This window comes from Kyrpidia tusciae DSM 2912 (assembly GCF_000092905.1).
GTDB lineage: Bacteria > Bacillota > Bacilli > Kyrpidiales > Kyrpidiaceae > Kyrpidia > Kyrpidia tusciae.
In genome coordinates, this window is record NC_014098.1 from 3,214,544 (window position 1) to 3,231,413 (window position 16,870).

Sequence of the window (16,870 nt, forward strand, 5' to 3'; positions counted from 1 at the left end):
AAACGGGAAGGAGGGGGCACAGAGCCCCCGCCCTTCACCGGTGTAGGTTTCAGAATATCCGCAACAGAGTCGAGTCGGCGTCAAACCCCGGGGGAGGTCACAAGGATTCGCTCTCGACAATCCTCTGTCCGATCGCCGGTGACATCGTCACATCGTGGACGAACTCGTCGTACTCGAGGACTGATCGGAGTTCGAAGATGACGCGGGCGCCTGGGAGGCCGGGCCGGAGCCGGTCGTTGCCGCGGGTTTCTTTCCGCCCCACTTGTGCTCGACGAATTTCGTCAGCGCGTCTTTCTCTTTGTTCATCAGCGCGTCGATCAACTGCGCCTCGCTCATCCCTTTGCTCTGGGCCACGTCGGCAATGGACTGGCCGGATTTAAGCTGCGCGAGTAAGTCCTGGGGCGTCATGCCGAGGATGGACGCGGCATCGGCAATACCCCTTCCGGCAAAGGGATGCCCTTTTTTCCCAAAGGCCCCTGTATGTTCGACGATGTTCTTCACGCGGGCGGACAAATTGGCTTTCATCTGGGCCGCTTTGTCCTGGGACAATTTACCGGACTGGACCTTCTGGTCGATGGACGCCGAGATCTTTTGCACGATCGCGTCGATGACCTGCTGCTCAGAGACGCCCTTGCTTTGCGCCACCTGGGCGATCGATTGGCCGCTCCGCAGATTCTGGGCCAGTTGTTGCGGCGTGACGCCGAGCACCTGCGCCGCGGTCGAAAGGACACCTCCCCACTGCTGGTGATGCTCCGCCTGAGCCGGTTGGGTGCTGCCGGAAGCGGTCGTCGCCGTGTCTGCCGCGGCCACGGCGAAGGGTGCAACCGCAGTGACGGCCGCCGCCCCGCCTCCGGCCACCGCCAACGCCAACGCACTGTAGAGAAGCGATTTTTTCATCGTTTTCTCCTCCTTGGATGCTTAGGGTTTTTGCAGGCCGGTATCCCGGCCACGTTTTCATTCTAGCCGGTGGATATGGACACCGGGTCAAGCAATTATGGATATGTTATGGAGGGAGATGAAAATATTGGGCGCCCACGTCGGGATCGGTGCCGCCGGGGGGCCGCCCGGGCGGCGGCCCTTGCGGAACAAGCCGTCGCAGGATAGAATTTTCCACAAAGATGGACGGAGGGGGCGGACAGATGGACCGAACAGTCTTGCTGGAAACAGTCAGGCGTATCGCTCTCGAGCATGTCCGCGGGACAGACGTCCGCGTGTATCTTTTTGGCTCTTGGGCCAGGGGAGAGGAGCGGCGGTCCTCGGACATCGATATCGGGCTATGGAGTTCCCGGCCGCTGTCTCGGGAATGGATCGCTTCCCTCCGGGAGCGATTCGAAGAATCCACCGTCCCACGCCGAGTGGACGTGGTGGACCTCACCCAAGTGGATCCAGCCTTTGTGCAACGCGTACTGAAGGAGGGAATCCAGTGGAGCGACTCAGAAATCGCCTCGAAACCGCCCTCCGGAGGCTGAACTCATTAGAGACCATCCTATCGGAGCCTGGGGATTCTGCTATTGTTCGGGATGCGGCCATCCAGCGTTTCGAGTACACTTTTGAAGCCGCGTGGAAGGCCGCGCAACTCTTTTTGGCCGTAGTGGAAGGGATCGACCTCGGTTCTCCAAAAGGCGTCATTCGCGCCTGCCGAGAGGTGGCCTTGTTGAACGACAAGCAGGCACAACAAGCACTGGCCATGGCGGATGACCGAAATATGACGGTTCACACGTACAACGAGGGACTGGCCGACCAGATCTATGCACGACTTCCGGAATACGCCCAACTGATTCATGCTTGGTTACAGAGCATGGCACGGAAACTTCAAGAATTAGAAAAACCTGACTGACCCCTCTTTCACCGGGCCCTTCTCAATGATGCCGCCCCGCTCTTAATCGCTCAACTGCACAAACCTCAATATTTTGCCCAGCATAGCGGCAGCCTCGGCCCGGGACGAAACCTTTCCGGGCTCCAGCTTCCCGTCCGACCCGACCACGACTCCGGTCTGAACCGCCACCGCCACGTCACCCTGGGCCCAGTTGCTCACCTCGCCGCCATCGGAAAACCGACTGAGCACAGTGGTATCTGCGGGCGGCAAACCCCCTTTCACCCGGTTCATCGCCCGGGTCAGCACCGCGATCATTTGCTCCCGGGTCATGGGATCATCGGGAGCGAACCGACCGCCCCCAACCCCGGCCATCAGCCCCTCCCGGGCCACCACGTCGATCTCGTGCCGATTCCAGGCGTCGGCCGACACGTCGGCAAAATCCGCCGGGCTCGCCTGCACCGTCTCCAGCCCCAAAGCCCGGACCAACAACACCGCAAACTGTCCCCGGGTGACCGGCTGATCCGGCGCGAAATGCTGCCCATCCACGCCGCCGATCACACCGGCCGCCGCCAGCCGTGCCACCGGGTCCTCCGCCCAGTGCCCTTTCATGTCGACAAAAGACTTGGGATCGCGCACGGCCGCGTACGTGCCGGGAGAAACCTGGGCCACAAGGGCGGCCTGCTCCTGTCCCGTGGTCACGACACGCGCCGGAGCCGGTGCCCAGACGTGGCGAGCGACGTCATAGGTGAACACCCCCATGTCCTGCGGCCCTCCGGCATTTTTCCCGAGGGGGATCAGAGCCCGAAAATAAGCCTTCCCCCCGCTCACCGGAACCGCCGTGCCGTCAGAACGGACTTCACGAACGGAGAAGTCCACCGCGTCTCCGACCGGAGTCCCTCCCGTCTGATCCACCAGTCCCTGAAGCGGCACACTCCCGTCCGGTCGGGCCACCGAGATCAAGACTTCTTCATCACCCGCCCCCGGTTGCACCACTTTAACGGGCACTTGATACACCCCGATGGGCGTTTGCACGACGACCATTCCCGAGCCGCCCGTCTTGTCAGCCACCGCTTGCCACACGGGGGCCGGAATGTGAACATCCACCGCCGGGGCGTCCGTCTGGACAGGCAGGACAAAGGTCGACACCCCCGCATCGGTACTGCGCACCCGGTCGGCGGTTTCATCCAGGACTTGCACGGAGAGGCGATCCCCCGAACGGCTCTCGGCCACCGTTTCCTGCCACACGAGGGGCCGGCCGGCAATCAGGGACCCCGCGTCCGGCAGCGTCACCGAGCCGCCGCCCCCGGGTTGGGTGCCCGTAGAGGGATGAGGGTTCTGCCCGGACTGCTGCCCTGGCTGTCCAGGTTGTCCGCTGCCCGGTTGTTGCCCGGGTTGCTGACCCGGCTGCCCGCTGCTGGGCTGCCCAGGCTGCCCCGCGCCGGGTTGGCCGCTCCCCGGCTGCTGTCCGGGCTGCCCGCTACCCGGCTGCCCCCCACCGGGCTCCTGCCCACTGGGCGGCGCCGGTGGCTTCGGAGGCTCTGGCGGCGCCGGAGGCTCCGGAGGCAGCGCACTATACACGAAAAGCCCATCCGCCACCGCCCGCTCGCTCCCGTCGCTGGGCGAATTCACCACAGACACCCCGCTGCCGCCCGGCCGGCGGACCACCATATCCACCGATCCGCCCGAATCAAACCCGATGGCATCCGTGTAACCCAGCGTCTGAAGATACGCCGCCATCTCCGATCGGGTCAGCCCAATGCTCAGCCCCGGCTGCCGACCATCCACCGCCACCATGGCCATCCGCCGGCCATCCGCCGACAGACCCACCGCCATAATGGGATTGCGCCCCGTCTCCCCGGGATTCGGAGCCTGGGGATCCGCGTAAACCTGCCCGCCCTTGAGCAGGATCGGCCCGCCGCCGATCACCGTCTGATAACTCCGCCAATCCGGCGACGTGTACAACCCCACCTGGATCTTTTCCCCCGGGGCCATGTTGCCCTTCAGCCAATCCCCCCACTGCTCGTGACCGATGAGCCCCGCTTGTCCCGGAGGCACCGGAGAAACCGCCGAATTCTCCACCACCGAACTCACCGTATAGATAGCCGGATCGGCCGTTTTGGTCAGATACACCGCCACCCGGCGGGCCGCCGGATTGGGGGTCGGGAAGGTCCAGCCGAACTTATCATCATACAGATAAATTCCCTGGTCCCCGAGAAAAGTGTTGAACGCTGCCAACGGTTGGCTCTGCCCCGACGGGGCCTCGGTCTTCTGCCCGCTCTTTTGCCAGGCTTCCAAATTCTCACCGCCCGGCAGCACCATGACTTGCCCGCTCCACTGGAACCGCACAATGGACGCCCGATTCTGCCCATCGATGGCCAACGCCGCCCAGCCGATGGGGCTCCGGTACAGTTGCCCATTCGCTACCAGAATATTCAGAGGCCCATAGGTCTGGCCGATGTCGTAATAGTCCCCGTTGATCCCCGCCACGGCTCCGGTGCGATTCGCCATGGAACTCACCGTCTCGCCCCGCCCGGCAAAGATCTTGTCCCCCGCCGCCACCGCCTGGACCCGGAGCTGCGGAGCCGTCAGATCCACGTCGATCCGGTGAATCCGAAGCGGGCCGGCGTCCGTAGAGAGCGCCGCATCTTGGAATTTCACACCCCGGGCGATCCCCACCTCTGGATCCACCGATTGCGACAAAATCGTCGGCCAGCCCGCCGGTTGCGGCCACGCCGCCTGGACGATGCCCGGCACCATCACCAGGGCCGACACCGCGGCCGCCCCCGCGAACCAGCGCCGTCCGCGTTTTCTCATCCTTCGCTTCTCCTCTCTCCATCTCTCTACCTATGTACCGAATCTGCAAACCTCGCACCAGAACTTTCCCAGGTCCCACTATATCACCCTCCTCTTTCCGGGAAAAATCCTTCACCTCCACCCCTGGGGCCGTCCGCGGCCTTTCGCCGCCGCCTTGGACAAACAAAACGGGCTGCAGCCCCGGCACCTGTCTTAACCGGTCTACAGCCCGTATTTTGGGGATTATGGAAAATTCCCGCTGGCCGCGGGGCCTCACCCCATCCGAATCACCGTGCGTCCCTTCACTTTCCCCTTCAAAATCGCCTCCAACGTGGCCGGGACGTCCTCCATGGCGATCTCCTGCCCGATGTCCGCCAGCCCCGCCGGCTTCCACGGACCCGCCAGCCGCTCCCACACCGCCCGGCGCTCCTCCATCGGACAATAGGCCGAATCGATCCCGAGCAGGCTCACCCCGCGAAGAATAAAAGGAAACACTGTGGTCTCCAAAGCCGACCCGCCCGTCAGCCCGCTCAGGGCCACCGCTCCCCCATATTTCATCGTGCGCAGCAGATACGCCAAAGTCCGCCCGCCCACCGGATCAACCGCCGCGGCCCAGCGCTCCTTCTCCAACGCCTTGCGGCTCTCCGCCGACACCTCGTCCCGGCTCAACACCTCGTGAGCCCCGATGTTCCGGAGATACGCCTGGGCCTCCGCCTTCCCGGTGCTGGCCGCCACAGTGTAGCCCAGTTTGGCGAGGATCGCCACCGCCACGCTCCCCACGCCGCCCGTCGCCCCGGTCACCAGCACCGGTCCCTTCTCCGGCCTCAGTCCGTACAGCTCCAGGCGGTGCACCGAAAGGCCCGCCGTAAAACCGGCCGTCCCGAGCACCATCGCCTCTTTGAGGCTCAAGCCCGCGGGGAGCGGCACCACCCAATCCGCCGGAACCCGGGCGTACTCACTCAACCCGCCGTCATGGGACACCCCGAGATCGTAGCCGGTCACGATCACCTCGTCGCCTTCCCGAAACCGCGCATCCGTCGACGCCGCCACCGTTCCCGCCAGATCGATCCCGGGGACCAGGGGATACCTGCGGGCCACCCGGCCGGTGGGAATCACCGCCAAACCGTCCTTGTAATTGACGCTGGAGTATGCCACCCGGACGGTGACCTCGCCCGGCGGCAGATCATCCCAATCCCTTTCCAGTAAGTTCAGCGCGATCGACTCACCTTGTTTATCCGCCACCCATGCCCGAAACCGTTTCGCCATCTTATGTCGCCTCCCTGGGGGGTCGCTCTGTTGGCATTCTATCACAGGTTTAGGCCGCAATGTCTCCGGTCATGGCGTCCGCGCATCCCCGGCGGACGCACCGAAAACCGCCGGCTTCACACCCGGCCTCACAATGGCTGGAAAACATCGTCCGGCCACGCGATCCGCCCCCGGCCCCGGCGTTTGGCTTCATACAGCCGCTGGTCTGCGGCCCGATAAAGCTCCCGGAATTCATCCCCATCCTCGGGAAAGGCCGCCACCCCGGCGCTCACCCCCAGACCCTCAAAAGCCCGGGACAACTCCCCGAGCAGGGCCGCTAACCGCTTTTGAATCCCCTCGGTCTGAGGGCTGCAACGGGCCAAGAGCAGGGCGAACTCGTCGCCCCCCAGCCGCGAGGCGACATCAAAGGGACGGACCGCCCGGCGCAGATGGTCGGCCACCACCCGAAGCAGCCGATCGCCCTCCGGGTGACCTTGGGTATCGTTGATCTGTTTAAAATGATCCAAGTCGAGCAAGACAAACAGAAAGGGCCAGGTGTACCGCCGCCCTTCTGCGACCAGCTCGTCGAACTTTTCTTGAAGACCCGTCCGGTTGGCAAGTCCCGTCAAGGGATCGGTTTGGGCACCGGCGATGAGGCGGTGGCGCACCCGGAGCAACTCCAAAGCCGTGGAAACCTCTTCGGCCAATGCGCGGAGTACATATTGTTTATTGTTGAAAAAATCAGGTTCATAGCTCCAGAGGGTGAACACTCCGGCCAGCTCTCCGTCCACCCGCAGCTGTCCCGAGATCCCGCTGCGAAATTGCAGTTGGGCGAGGATGTCCCGATAACGCCCGCGGCGCTGTCGATAATTAAAAGGCTCCGAGAGCCAGTCCCCCCGGGGCGGGTTTACGCGCATCAGCCGCATCAGCAGCGGGGCCAACTCCCCTTCGTACCCGGTAAGAAGTCCGAACATTTTGAGAGAAGGGCGTTTCTCCTTGTCGTACAAGATGATGTAGCCGCCATTGGCACCGAGGACTTGAATGGCGATGTCCCCGAACTCTGTCATCAGTTCCTCCTCGGACTGCACCCGCCCCAGAACTTGAATGGCGGAAATCAGCGTGGACAAGCCCTTGGACCGCTCTTCGAGGAGCATCCGGTCCCGCTGGTCTTTGATCATCATGCTGAGGACCGGGGCGAGGATCTCCATCATGTGGCGCATGCGGGGCTGGATGGATTTGCCCCGGGTCACGTAGAGGCCGATAATCCCGAACACTTGATGCTCATAAACCAGGGGCACGGCCAGGGATGTCCCCAGCACATAGCGCTCGCGCAGTTCTTGCCACTGGTTGTCCGATTCCCGCAGAGGATCATACAACACCGTGCGCCGCTCCCGGAACGCCCGGCCGCTCGGCCCCTGGCCCCCGGGCGCATCTTCCCGGGTGCTAAACACCAAGGCCCGGCCGTAATCCGCCGCCCGCCCCCCCACGGCCACCGGAATGAGATCCGTTTTCTCCTCCATCCAAATCCCAACCAGTGCCGCCCCGAGCAACGCGGCTATCTGATCGACCATGTATTGCAGCCGGACTCTGGAGTTTCCAAACCCGATCATCCCTTGCAATACTCTGGCCAGTTTTTCCATGTCATCCCCGTGATGGGATTCACGGGTTCCCAATCCGCGTGTCTCCAAGCCTGTTCACCCACAAATGGTAGTTTCGCGGCCCCTTTGCCGTCCGTAGCGGTGTGTAGGCTACATCGGATAGATGAGATGTTTGGCGTTTCGGGGATCGTGTTCCGGCGGGCGGATCCACCCGGGGCGGCCGCACGCCACAGACAGCGCACCATCGATTCCATCCCAAGCATTATAAACCATTTCTACGGCCAAATAAAAGGGGAGAACAGACGATTTCCAAGGAGTTTTTCTTTGCACAAGTGAAAAACCGAGCCAAGGATTGCTCAGTCACAGGTTTTTCGATCGCTGATTCAGTTGCGATAGGGTACTACCACGACAAACGGATGGGTGCCAACCAACCAGTAGAATATGGGGGGGGCGGAAGACAGCGGCAAACACGACACCCCGGGGGTTGTTTCAGGTACACCCCGGGTCTTGGAGCCGCACATAGGATCGACGGTGAATGTCGACCACGAATTACGAAGAGAGATTTCGCTGAATTTCTTCCACTTCGGATTTCGGCAACCCCGTCATTTTAACCACGTATTCCAGCGCAGCGCCGTTCCGGAGCATCCGCTCCGCAACCTGCTTCAGCCCCTGGTGCAGCCCTTGTTGCAGCCCTTGTTGCAGCCCTTGTTGCAGCCCTTGTTGCAGCCCTTGTTCTAGCCCTTCTTTTAGAGCCTTCTCCCGCACTTCCTGTTCCATGTCGTGCAACAGTTCTCTTAACAAATCCGTCATCCCCAACACCTCCTTGAGCCGCTCTTTTTGCTCACTGGTGAGAACCCGACCGCTAAACCCGAGGATCAAGGCCGCGATATAATTCTGCTCACGGCGATCCGGCAGCTGTTGAATCAGTCCCACAATCTCCGAAAAAGCCTCATCCCGGGTCCGCTTCTCAAAACGCATATGAAAAGTAAAAGCCAGCCGCACCCGGTCGGTTTCCGACCACTCATCGACCGCCAGATGGCGGATGATCGTGTCAAGAGCGCCATCGCCATCCATGCGGTTCAGGTAGACATTCTCGACACGGTATTGGATCGTCCCGGCATCCAACTCCTCCATGGCGTTCTGGACATTTCCAGTGTACAACACCACCGTTCGGACCTTGCGCCGGTATTTCTCCGCAATCGCCGCATCATAGTGCAAAAACCGGTACAGATTCGGTTCTCTGGTGGTTTGGAACTCCAGGTGCAGCAACCGCCCATCTTCCAATTCCAACAGGATATCGGCAAAATCTTGCCACACTTCAACCCGAGGCAAATCCGCCGCAAGGACCCGGGTGACATAGGCATTGCGAATGCCGATCACTTCCAGAACTTCGTGAGGAACAGCCCCCGCCAAATGGCGCGCCACAATGTCGTTTGAATTTCGCGCAATGTCCATGTTTCACCTCGCTATATTTTATTTTACCGGGTAGAACAGTTGTCGCGCAATCCCATAGCCGGGACTTCAGGACGAGGCCTCGCCCCCGTCCCCCCTCAACCCCGGGCCACGAAGATCACCCCGGCCAAGATCAGCAGCGTCCCCACCGTCTTCGACCAGGTGAATGGCTCCCGAAAGACCACCAACGACGCCAGAGCGACAAGCACCAGCCCCAGGCTCGTCATCATCGGATACGCCACACTCAGCTGAAACCGCGTCAACGCAAAAGTATAAGCTCCGAGAGCCAGCACAAAACTGACGATCCCCGCCAAAAGATACACATTCGTCACCACGGAAAGCACCGCGCCGATGAGCCCCCCGGATCCCCAGGGGCCCGCAGCCCCGCCCCCGGCGGCTTGCCCCAGACCCGGGGACGCCCCGGACATCCCCGAAGCGCCGCCCAGGACGCCGCCGTGCTGCGCCGCCGCCTTCATCAACACATTGGCCAGGGCATTAAACACAATCCCCAGACCCAACGCGAGCCATTTCATCCGCACCCCTCCCGGCCCGAACTACAGCGACATCTTCTTAAACACCCGCTCGGGCACCGCCCGCACCCCGGCCATGATCCAGCGCCAGAATCCGGGCACATACACCACATCCCGCCCTTTCTTGAGCGCCTTCATCACCCCCCGGGCCACCGCTTCGGGGCTCGCCACCAACATCATCCCTTCCTTCCCGAAGGTCATCGCCGTATCCACAAACCCGGGCTTCACCGTCAGCACCCGCACTCCGGACCTGGCCAGCCGGTTCCTCAGCCCCTGGAGAAACAGGGACAAGCCCCCCTTCGCCGCCCCGTACATGTAGTTGCTCTGGCGCCCCCGGTCCCCGGCCACAGATGAGAACACGCACAGCCAACCCCGCCCGCGCTGTTCCATATGTGCCGCAAACTGGTGAAGGACTGACACGCACGAGACAAAATTCGTCTCCACGATCCGCCGCGCTTCTTCAAAATCCCGCTCGGCCCGCTTCTGGTCCCCGAGGTACCCGTAGGCCAGCACCACCCCTTCCAACTCCCCGCCAAACTCCCGTATCGCCTCTTCCAGGCACTCCTCAACAAAAGCCGGGTGGCTCTTCTCATCCAGGGCGTCAAACCGCCGCGCCCGGGCCGGGGCGCCGTACCGGATCCCGAGGTCCGCCGCCAGGGCCTCCAACTCCTCCAGATCTCTTCCCGCCAAGATCAGCCCGTACCCCTCCCGGGCCAACTCCCCGGCCAGGGCCCGGGCGATTCCCGACGTCGCCCCCAGCACCACCGCCGTCTTCATTGGACTCCCTCCACCACGTGCAGCCTCCGGGCCAGGGAGGATGAGAACCGGTTTTCCGGATCGATCCGCCCCTTGATCTCCCGAAACCGCCCCAACCTGGGATACATCGCTTCAAAAATCTCCGGCGCCAACTCCGCGTCCTTCGTCAAATACACCCGCCCGCCCATTCTCAGCACCCACTCGTCCATCTCCCTTAAGAACCCGAACAAGCCCGCGTCCCGAAAGGGGATGTCCAGGGCCAGGGTATACCCCGGGCGGGGGAAAGACAACAGCCCCGGCCCTTCCGCCCCAAAGCGTTTTAACACGGCCAAAAAGGACGACCGGCGGTCCTTGGCCAGGCGTTCCAGGAGGGCAATGAGCCCTTCCCGGCTCGTCTCAAAGGGGAGTACCACCTGGTACTGCAAAAACCCCCGCCTGCCGTACAGCCGGTTCCAGTGCAGCACCGAATCCAGCGGATAAAAGAAAGGATCGTAGTGGACCACCGCCCCGGGCGCCCCTTTGGACACCCGGTAATACAGCGCGTTAAACGCCCGAATCGATACGTAGTTCAATGTCACCGACGGAAAATCGAAGGGCACGACGAGCTTCCCCTTTTTCCCGGTCGCCAGGGGCTCCCCCCTCAGCTTCTCCGGCAGTGCCTCGGCCGGTACGTGATTCCCCCGCATCAGCACGGACCGGCCCAGGGACCGCCCGCCCGCCAAACAGTCGATCCAAGCCACCGAGTACTGGTACTGCTCATCCGTCGCCTCGAACACCTCAAAGGCCTCATCAATATTTTTCGCCTTAAAATAATCCACCCGCAGGTATGACGAGGAAATCGGCACCAGCCGCAGCGATGCCCGAAGAATCACCCCGGTCAGTCCCATTCCCCCCACCGTGGCCCAGAACAGGTCGGCGTTCTCCCGGGGGGTGCAGCGAACGATCTCTCCGTCTGCCGTGAGCAGATCGAAATCCAGGACAAAATTCGAAATCGACCCGTCCTTGTGGTGATTTTTCCCATGGACGTCCGAAGCGATCGCCCCGCCGAGGGTCACGAACTTCGTCCCCGGCGTCACCGGCAAAAAATACCCCCGGGGCACGAACACATCGAGGATTTCCGCCAGAGACACCCCGGCCTCGCACCGAATCACCCCCGCCGCCTCATCAAAGTTGAGAAACCGGTTGCGCCTCGTCTGCAGAATCACCCCGGCCCCCTCGTTCAGCGCCGCGTCGCCATACGCCCGCCCGAGTCCCCGGGCGAGGACGCTCCTCTCCTCCCCGGAGACCACCACCTCTTTCAGCGCCCGCAGGGATTCCGGCCGGTACACCCGACACCGCTGCACCGGGTACCTTCCCCAGCCCGACAGTGAAACTTCCACGAAAAGCCCTCCCGTTCTAGCCCTGCTCCTCGGCTGTTTTATCAAAAGCCGCCCGGTGCGCCGCAAACGCCACCCCGACAATCCAAAACCCGTAGATCGGAAACAGGTACCTCGGCTGCCCCTCGGACGCGAAAATCACGGCCGTCACGAAGGCGATCATGAGCACATTCACGCGATGCGCCGCCCCGAGCCGAAGCCCCGCGATCCTTCGCAGCCCCATCGCCAACACGTACACCCAGCCGCCACCGATCACCACCAGGGCCGCGGCCCGGGCCCCCTGCAACAGCGGCTCCACCCATCGCCGGTCGATCCGCAGCTCGGCCGGAGCCACCGACCAGTCCGCCACATCCCCGGCAAGATTGAAATAGCTCGCGCTCAGTCGATCGAACCCCAGGCGGACAAACCCCAGCGGGTGCGCCCGGATCCAGGCCATCCCCTCGTCTTTGGCCCGGGCCATGGCCACCGCCTCGTCGTACACCCCGTCCGGTCCCAAAACCCGATCGGTCTTAAAAATCGAATTCGGCACCTGCAGCGGATCCAGATACCAGCCCCGGTTGGCGTCATTGTTGTTGATGTACAGGACAAAATCTCCGTTGGTGGAGATGGGGATGAACCGGTGAAACACCAGGGCGTTGCGAATGGTCCACGGGGCAATGACTGCCGCCGCCGCCGCGCCGCTGACCACCAGTGCCAGGATCGCCCGCCGCCAGGCGGACCCCGCCGTCCATGGCCTGAGCCACCCCCGCAGCCCTGCCCCTGGGTGTCGAAGCGCCGTCACCGGTTCCACCTGGGGACTGCGGCCCGCCGGGATCCCCACTACATCCGCCGGTGAACTCTGGCGGGCCAAGGCCGTCGCCGCGCCTCCCGGCCGTCCTCGCTCCACCGGGGCCACCGCCGCCCCCGGCTCTCCCCTTTCCTCCCGGGCCCGCAGGTAGTGCAGTGCCCCGTACAACGCCGGCATCACCGCAAAATACGGTTTGACCAGGGCGAGCCACCCCATCAGGGCGCCGAGCGCCGCCATCCCGGCCGGCTTCCGGTCAAAACCCCGGACGTGCAGAGCGGCGATCACCGTCACCAGACCCGCCGACAGGGTCTCGGTCCCGAGCACGCTGCTGTACGCCACGGAGGTGGGGAACACCGCGGCGACTCCGGCCGCAAGAAGCCCGGCCCTCTTTCCTCCGGCCGCCGCCGCCAGGGTGTACACCGCCCAGATCCACAGGCCGTCCAGGGCCACATTGGCCAGCTTCGCCGCCAGGACCGACGGATAAACCGCATAAACCGCCGTGAGGAAAAAGGGGTAACCCGGCGGCCGGAAAGCTGTGGGATAATGCACCCCCGTTTTCACGTAGGGTGTGTCCATTTTGATGTAATCCAGCCCCTCGGGCATCTCATAGCGCCCCTGATGGAGCAGCGACATGGCCAAATCGTGATAATGCAAGAAATCCGAGATGGGCTGGGTGTTCACCGCCCAGATCCACCCCAGGCGCAGGGCGATCCCGAACAGGAGGATCGCCGCGAGCCAAGGCCTTCCGCCGCGCCCCGGACCGGGCACCCCGCCCGCCGCCCGGAGCCTCATCTCACGTCCGGGCGCTCCAGCCAGCCCGGCATCGCCACGGCCCGCGTCCGGGCGAACAAACGGCCCCGGGCCGGCCCGTCGGCTTCCCAGAGCACGGCGCCCAGCACCCTGGCCCGGGCCAGATCGAGCAGCCGGGCAGCCTCTTCCACCGCTTCCTTCCGCACCCGCCCCCCGCTCAGAACCACCAGCACCCCGTCGGCCACGTGACAGAAAATCCTCCCCTCCACCGTGCCCAACAAGGCCGGCCCTCCGATCACCACCTGATCGTAAACCCGCCGGGCCTCGTCCACCAAAGCAGCAATCTGCTCGTCGACCCCGGGGCCGCCCTTTTCCTCCCCGGCGCCCACACAGAGCCTCTCAAGTCCCTCCACGCCGGTGGGCTGCACCTTCGACCGCCAGTTCGCTGGCATCCCCCCGGATCCGGTCCAATCGATGAGCAACGTCCTCCGTCCGGCTTCCGCCTCGACCCGGGCCAGGGATGCCGCCGTCACCCGGCTGTCAGCGCCGGGCACACAACCCGCCACCGCCAGCACCCGGGGCATGCGGTCCCCGGCGGCAAAGGCCACATTGACCCGGAGCGCCCGGTAGATGGCCCCGGCATCCGCCCCGGCGCCCGTCCCGTCCCCGGAAGCCCCGAAACCCTCCGCCGCCGGCGCCGACCGCCGGACCGCGGACAACACCCGGACCCCCAGGTGCCGCTCCACCTCCCGGACCGTGCGCACCATGGGAGTGGTGTACTCCCGGACCAGCGCCGCCCCCGCCCCCAAGATCAGCCCGAGAACGACCGCCACCGCCACCTTGGCCAGGGAGTGAGAAGCCGGCGAAGGAGCAGCCGCGGCCACCGCCGCCGGCGCACTCACCACACTCAAACTCTGGGACTGGGGAATGCGCTTCATCATCTCCCCGAGCACATCGATGGCCGCCTGGGCCAAAACCGTCGCCCCTTCGGCCGACCGATCCTTCGCCGTGATCGAGAACAGGTGGCCGGACCGGGCCACCGACAACGACGCCCCGTCCGGAAGCGCCCCGGCACCGACGGCACCCCCGGGCGCAGCCCCCGCACTCGCCGAGCCGGCACTCCCCGAACCCGCCGTCCCCCCGGCGTACACCCGGGCCACCGCCTGTTGAAACGCCTGGCTCTGCATGAGAGCCAAATCACTGCCCAGCACCGCATCCACCGCTTGGGCGGCGTCCGCCGCCGACCCCGCGGCCACCCCGGGCCCGCCCGGCCCCGACCCGCCGGCCGCCCCGGGCGTCACCTGCACGTAGATCGCCGCCGTGGCCGTGTATGTAGGCGCGGGGGCCGGCTGCCCCCGAAAACTCACCCAGGCTCCCAGAACGGCGACCACAGCCGTTATCAGGGCAATCAGCGGGATCTGCCGGCCCAGGGCCCGCAGCAGATCCCGCAGATCCACCACATCCTCCATCTGCCGCTCGTTCACCGTTGACCCCCCTTGACGGGCTCCGTCCGCGGCCGATACCGGAAGAGAATCGACACCGCCGCCCCGAACAGGACCCAGACCACCCCCGAAAGCCCGATCACCGAGTCGTTGACAAGACCCTGCACCAGCCAGGCCACCCAGGCCGCGAAAAGCGGCACCAACAACCGCACCGCCTGCCCGGGCAGGATCCGCCGCCAAAGCGTGGCCACCATGCGCCAGGCGTGCAGCGCAAACAGCGCGAGCAGCGCCACAAGGGCCGGCACCCCCGCCCCGAAAGCCCAGGCCAGATACATGTTGTGGGGCTTGTCCACGATAATGTTATAATCGTGCAAATTGCTGTTCTTGGCCGGATCGTCCTGGGGAAAATAAAACATGAAGGTATCCATGCCGTGCCCCAGCCAAGGAGAGTCGGCGATCATCGACACCGCCCACTTCCAGATGTACAGCCGTCCGCTCCCGGCTCCTGTCTCGGCGGGAGGCAGGTAGATCCCATCCGGAGCATTGGGTTTCGGCCCCCCGACCGGCTGGCCCGCGGCCGCCTCAGCTCCGGCTGCCTGGGCGGACCCCGCCTTCATCGGAGATGCCCCCTGTTCCGCCGCCACCGCCCGTGGATAACCCGCCTCTAAAAGACCCGAGGCGCTCGGCGCCCCCCGCTGCTCCAATCCGCCGAGATTCACAAAAGTCCCGATGGTGTTCTGCCACACCGCCGGGTTGTGCGGACTCATGACGACAAACACCCCAACGAAAGCCACCAGAGGCACGGCAAAGCCGAGCCACCCCCGCCGGGGGCGCAGCCGCAAGCCCGCCACCGCCAACACCACGAGGATGCCGACCAAGGTCGCGAATCCGCTCGTGGAGGTGGAGGCAAGAACGGCGGCGAAAGAAATCATCGCCAGCACCACGTCGACAACCCACCGGTACCACCGGCCACCGTCCCACATCGCCCGGGCCCAAAACAGGGTGGTCGTCACCGCCGCAAACCCGCTGAGATAGTTCGGGTTGGCCAGGGAGGTGACCAGATACCCCGTCGTGTGTTCGGACCCCGGCCCCGGCGGCACGATCAGCCCCCGGAACCAGGGGATTTGAAACATGTCGTGTCCATAAAAATACATCAGCGAAATGAGGACGTTCACGACCACCGGAACCGCCAGGCCGTACATGAGCAGTTCCACCCGCCGGTCGGTGTACTCCGTATTCGCCGCAATGAGGAAAAGGGCAAAATAACACAGGTAGGTCAAGGTCCCTTCAAATCGGCTGGGATCGCCCCCCAGGGCCAGGGACATGTACGGTGCGGCCAGACCCGAAGCCAAGAAAAGCACAAAGGCGACGGCCAGCGGCGGATTTATGTACCCCGGGCGGATCTCGTAACGCCCTTTGGTCATTTTGTAAAGAAAGAACGCCGCCGCAACCGCCGTCACAACCAGCAGAAAGACGTATTTATAATAGTTGAACACATCCCCCTTGCCGCCGGTGCCCATCGCCCCGGGATACAGCACCGGGCTGATGAACAGAAACGCTTTCACCCGCATAATGATGGGCACCAGCGCCACAAAAACGATCAGAATTCCCGCAACCCATCGGTCCACCTTTTGTTGCGTTTCCAAGTGGACCGACCGGAGAAGTGCACGACTCACCCGCTTTTTCACCTCTTCCCGATCCGCGTTCCGGCCATGCGGGGTACTCGCGACGCCGTGCCCCTTGACGTCCCCGCGTGTCGACTTACCCCAGGCCGGGCCCGATCCTCGCCCTCTATGGCTTTGCCCGGGCCTGGGCTTCTTTCGCCTGGATCTTGTCCAGCCACGACTTCGCTTCCTTCGCCAGATCGGTGCCGCCGTTCAGCGACACGCTGCGCTCCAGATACTCCTTCGCCCGGGCGAGATCCCCTTTGGCGTACAGAAGTTCTCCATACTGGGTCACGTACAGTTGGTCGTTCAGCAAAAAGGGCCGCTGCTCCCTCGCCTTGGTGAAATACTCATCCGCCAAGTCGTAGTGTTTCAGTCCGAATTGGCAAATTCCATAGTTCCAAAGCGCCATGAAGCTGTGCGGCTGGGCCTCGACCACCTTCTTCAGCAGCGGTTCCGCCTGGGCGTACTGCTGCTGTTGCATCAGGGTCTGGGACTGTTGAAACGCCTGGAATGTCTTAAGAAATTGTTTATTCTGGTCCGAGGCGATGTTATACCCGACCAACAGCCCCACCACGGCCGCCGCGGCCAGCACGTACACCACGGCATTTCTCACCGGTCCGGTTATCGCCGCCATCCCCCACCCCCCTCGTCCACCAAC

The 16,870-nt window shown here is 63.8% G+C and carries 14 protein-coding genes; 2 read left to right on the forward strand and 12 right to left on the reverse strand.

What is annotated here, in order from left to right; all coding sequences use genetic code 11:
- Window positions 1–147: 147 nt before the first annotated feature.
- Window positions 148–897, reverse strand: a complete 750-nt coding sequence (locus BTUS_RS15660; RefSeq protein ID WP_013077040.1) for a hypothetical protein — start codon at window positions 895–897, stop codon at window positions 148–150.
- A gap of 242 nt (window positions 898–1,139) precedes the next feature.
- Here BTUS_RS15660 and BTUS_RS15665 point away from each other — a divergent pair, with 242 nt between their 5' ends.
- Window positions 1,140–1,469 carry a nucleotidyltransferase family protein gene (locus BTUS_RS15665; protein WP_013077041.1) on the forward strand — a complete coding sequence of 110 codons (330 nt, stop codon included), beginning with the start codon at window positions 1,140–1,142 and terminating at the stop codon, window positions 1,467–1,469.
- Window positions 1,424–1,837, forward strand: a complete 414-nt coding sequence (locus BTUS_RS15670; RefSeq protein ID WP_013077042.1) for an HI0074 family nucleotidyltransferase substrate-binding subunit — start codon at window positions 1,424–1,426, stop codon at window positions 1,835–1,837. Before BTUS_RS15665 ends, BTUS_RS15670 begins: the two co-directional genes overlap by 46 nt.
- Window positions 1,838–1,879: 42 nt before the next feature.
- Here BTUS_RS15670 and BTUS_RS17185 read toward each other — a convergent pair whose 3' ends face one another.
- The 11 genes from BTUS_RS17185 to BTUS_RS15725 all read right to left on the reverse strand — a co-directional run bounded on the left by BTUS_RS17185 (window position 1,880) and on the right by BTUS_RS15725 (window position 16,846).
- The gene (locus BTUS_RS17185; protein ID WP_013077043.1) at window positions 1,880–4,630 is read right to left on the reverse strand and encodes an S-layer homology domain-containing protein; all 2,751 of its coding nucleotides are present in this window, start codon (window positions 4,628–4,630) and stop codon (window positions 1,880–1,882) included.
- A 252-nt stretch (window positions 4,631–4,882) separates the two neighbouring features.
- The gene (locus tag BTUS_RS15680) at window positions 4,883–5,875 is read right to left on the reverse strand and encodes an NADPH:quinone oxidoreductase family protein (protein WP_013077044.1); all 993 of its coding nucleotides are present in this window, start codon (window positions 5,873–5,875) and stop codon (window positions 4,883–4,885) included.
- Window positions 5,876–6,003: 128 nt separating this feature from the next.
- Window positions 6,004–7,527 carry a GGDEF domain-containing protein gene (locus BTUS_RS17190; protein WP_013077045.1) on the reverse strand — a complete coding sequence of 508 codons (1,524 nt, stop codon included), beginning with the start codon at window positions 7,525–7,527 and terminating at the stop codon, window positions 6,004–6,006.
- Window positions 7,528–8,001: 474 nt separating this feature from the next.
- On the reverse strand, window positions 8,002–8,907 hold the full coding sequence (locus BTUS_RS15690) for an RpnC/YadD family protein (RefSeq protein WP_013077046.1): 906 nt from the start codon (window positions 8,905–8,907) through the stop codon (window positions 8,002–8,004).
- A 95-nt stretch (window positions 8,908–9,002) separates the two neighbouring features.
- Window positions 9,003–9,437, reverse strand: coding sequence for a DMT family transporter (locus tag BTUS_RS17195; protein WP_013077047.1), 435 nt, complete (start codon window positions 9,435–9,437; stop codon window positions 9,003–9,005).
- Between the two features lie 21 nt (window positions 9,438–9,458).
- Window positions 9,459–10,211: an SDR family oxidoreductase gene (locus BTUS_RS15700; protein ID WP_013077048.1), complete on the reverse strand. Its 753-nt coding sequence runs from the start codon at window positions 10,209–10,211 to the stop codon at window positions 9,459–9,461.
- Window positions 10,208–11,569, reverse strand: coding sequence for an FAD-binding oxidoreductase (locus BTUS_RS15705; protein ID WP_013077049.1), 1,362 nt, complete (start codon window positions 11,567–11,569; stop codon window positions 10,208–10,210). Before BTUS_RS15705 ends, BTUS_RS15700 begins: the two co-directional genes overlap by 4 nt.
- Window positions 11,570–11,585: 16 nt before the next feature.
- Window positions 11,586–13,121, reverse strand: a complete 1,536-nt coding sequence (locus BTUS_RS15710; protein WP_169307989.1) for a glycosyltransferase family 39 protein — start codon at window positions 13,119–13,121, stop codon at window positions 11,586–11,588.
- 20 nt (window positions 13,122–13,141) lie between these two features.
- On the reverse strand, window positions 13,142–14,587 hold the full coding sequence (locus BTUS_RS15715) for a Wzz/FepE/Etk N-terminal domain-containing protein (protein ID WP_013077051.1): 1,446 nt from the start codon (window positions 14,585–14,587) through the stop codon (window positions 13,142–13,144).
- Complete coding sequence (locus BTUS_RS15720; RefSeq protein ID WP_013077052.1) at window positions 14,584–16,221, reverse strand: O-antigen ligase family protein; 1,638 nt, start codon at window positions 16,219–16,221, stop codon at window positions 14,584–14,586. Before BTUS_RS15720 ends, BTUS_RS15715 begins: the two co-directional genes overlap by 4 nt.
- Window positions 16,222–16,336: 115 nt before the next feature.
- Entirely contained in the window at window positions 16,337–16,846 is a 510-nt protein-coding gene (locus tag BTUS_RS15725; protein WP_013077053.1) for a tetratricopeptide repeat protein, read from the reverse strand.
- Window positions 16,847–16,870: the final 24 nt, after the last annotated feature.

What these genes read in the sequence shown, in the direction of transcription:
- BTUS_RS15660 (WP_013077040.1), bottom strand. Translation starts at nt 897, where the DNA reads ATGAAAAAATCGCTTCTCTACAGTGCGTTGGCGTTGGCGGTGGCCGGA.
- BTUS_RS15665 (WP_013077041.1), top strand. Translation starts at nt 1,140, where the DNA reads ATGGACCGAACAGTCTTGCTGGAAACAGTCAGGCGTATCGCTCTCGAG.
- BTUS_RS17185 (WP_013077043.1), bottom strand. Translation starts at nt 4,630, where the DNA reads ATGAGAAAACGCGGACGGCGCTGGTTCGCGGGGGCGGCCGCGGTGTCG.
- BTUS_RS15680 (WP_013077044.1), bottom strand. Translation starts at nt 5,875, where the DNA reads ATGGCGAAACGGTTTCGGGCATGGGTGGCGGATAAACAAGGTGAGTCG.
- BTUS_RS15690 (WP_013077046.1), bottom strand. Translation starts at nt 8,907, where the DNA reads ATGGACATTGCGCGAAATTCAAACGACATTGTGGCGCGCCATTTGGCG.
- BTUS_RS17195 (WP_013077047.1), bottom strand. Translation starts at nt 9,437, where the DNA reads ATGAAATGGCTCGCGTTGGGTCTGGGGATTGTGTTTAATGCCCTGGCC.
- BTUS_RS15700 (WP_013077048.1), bottom strand. Translation starts at nt 10,211, where the DNA reads ATGAAGACGGCGGTGGTGCTGGGGGCGACGTCGGGAATCGCCCGGGCC.
- BTUS_RS15725 (WP_013077053.1), bottom strand. Translation starts at nt 16,846, where the DNA reads ATGGCGGCGATAACCGGACCGGTGAGAAATGCCGTGGTGTACGTGCTG.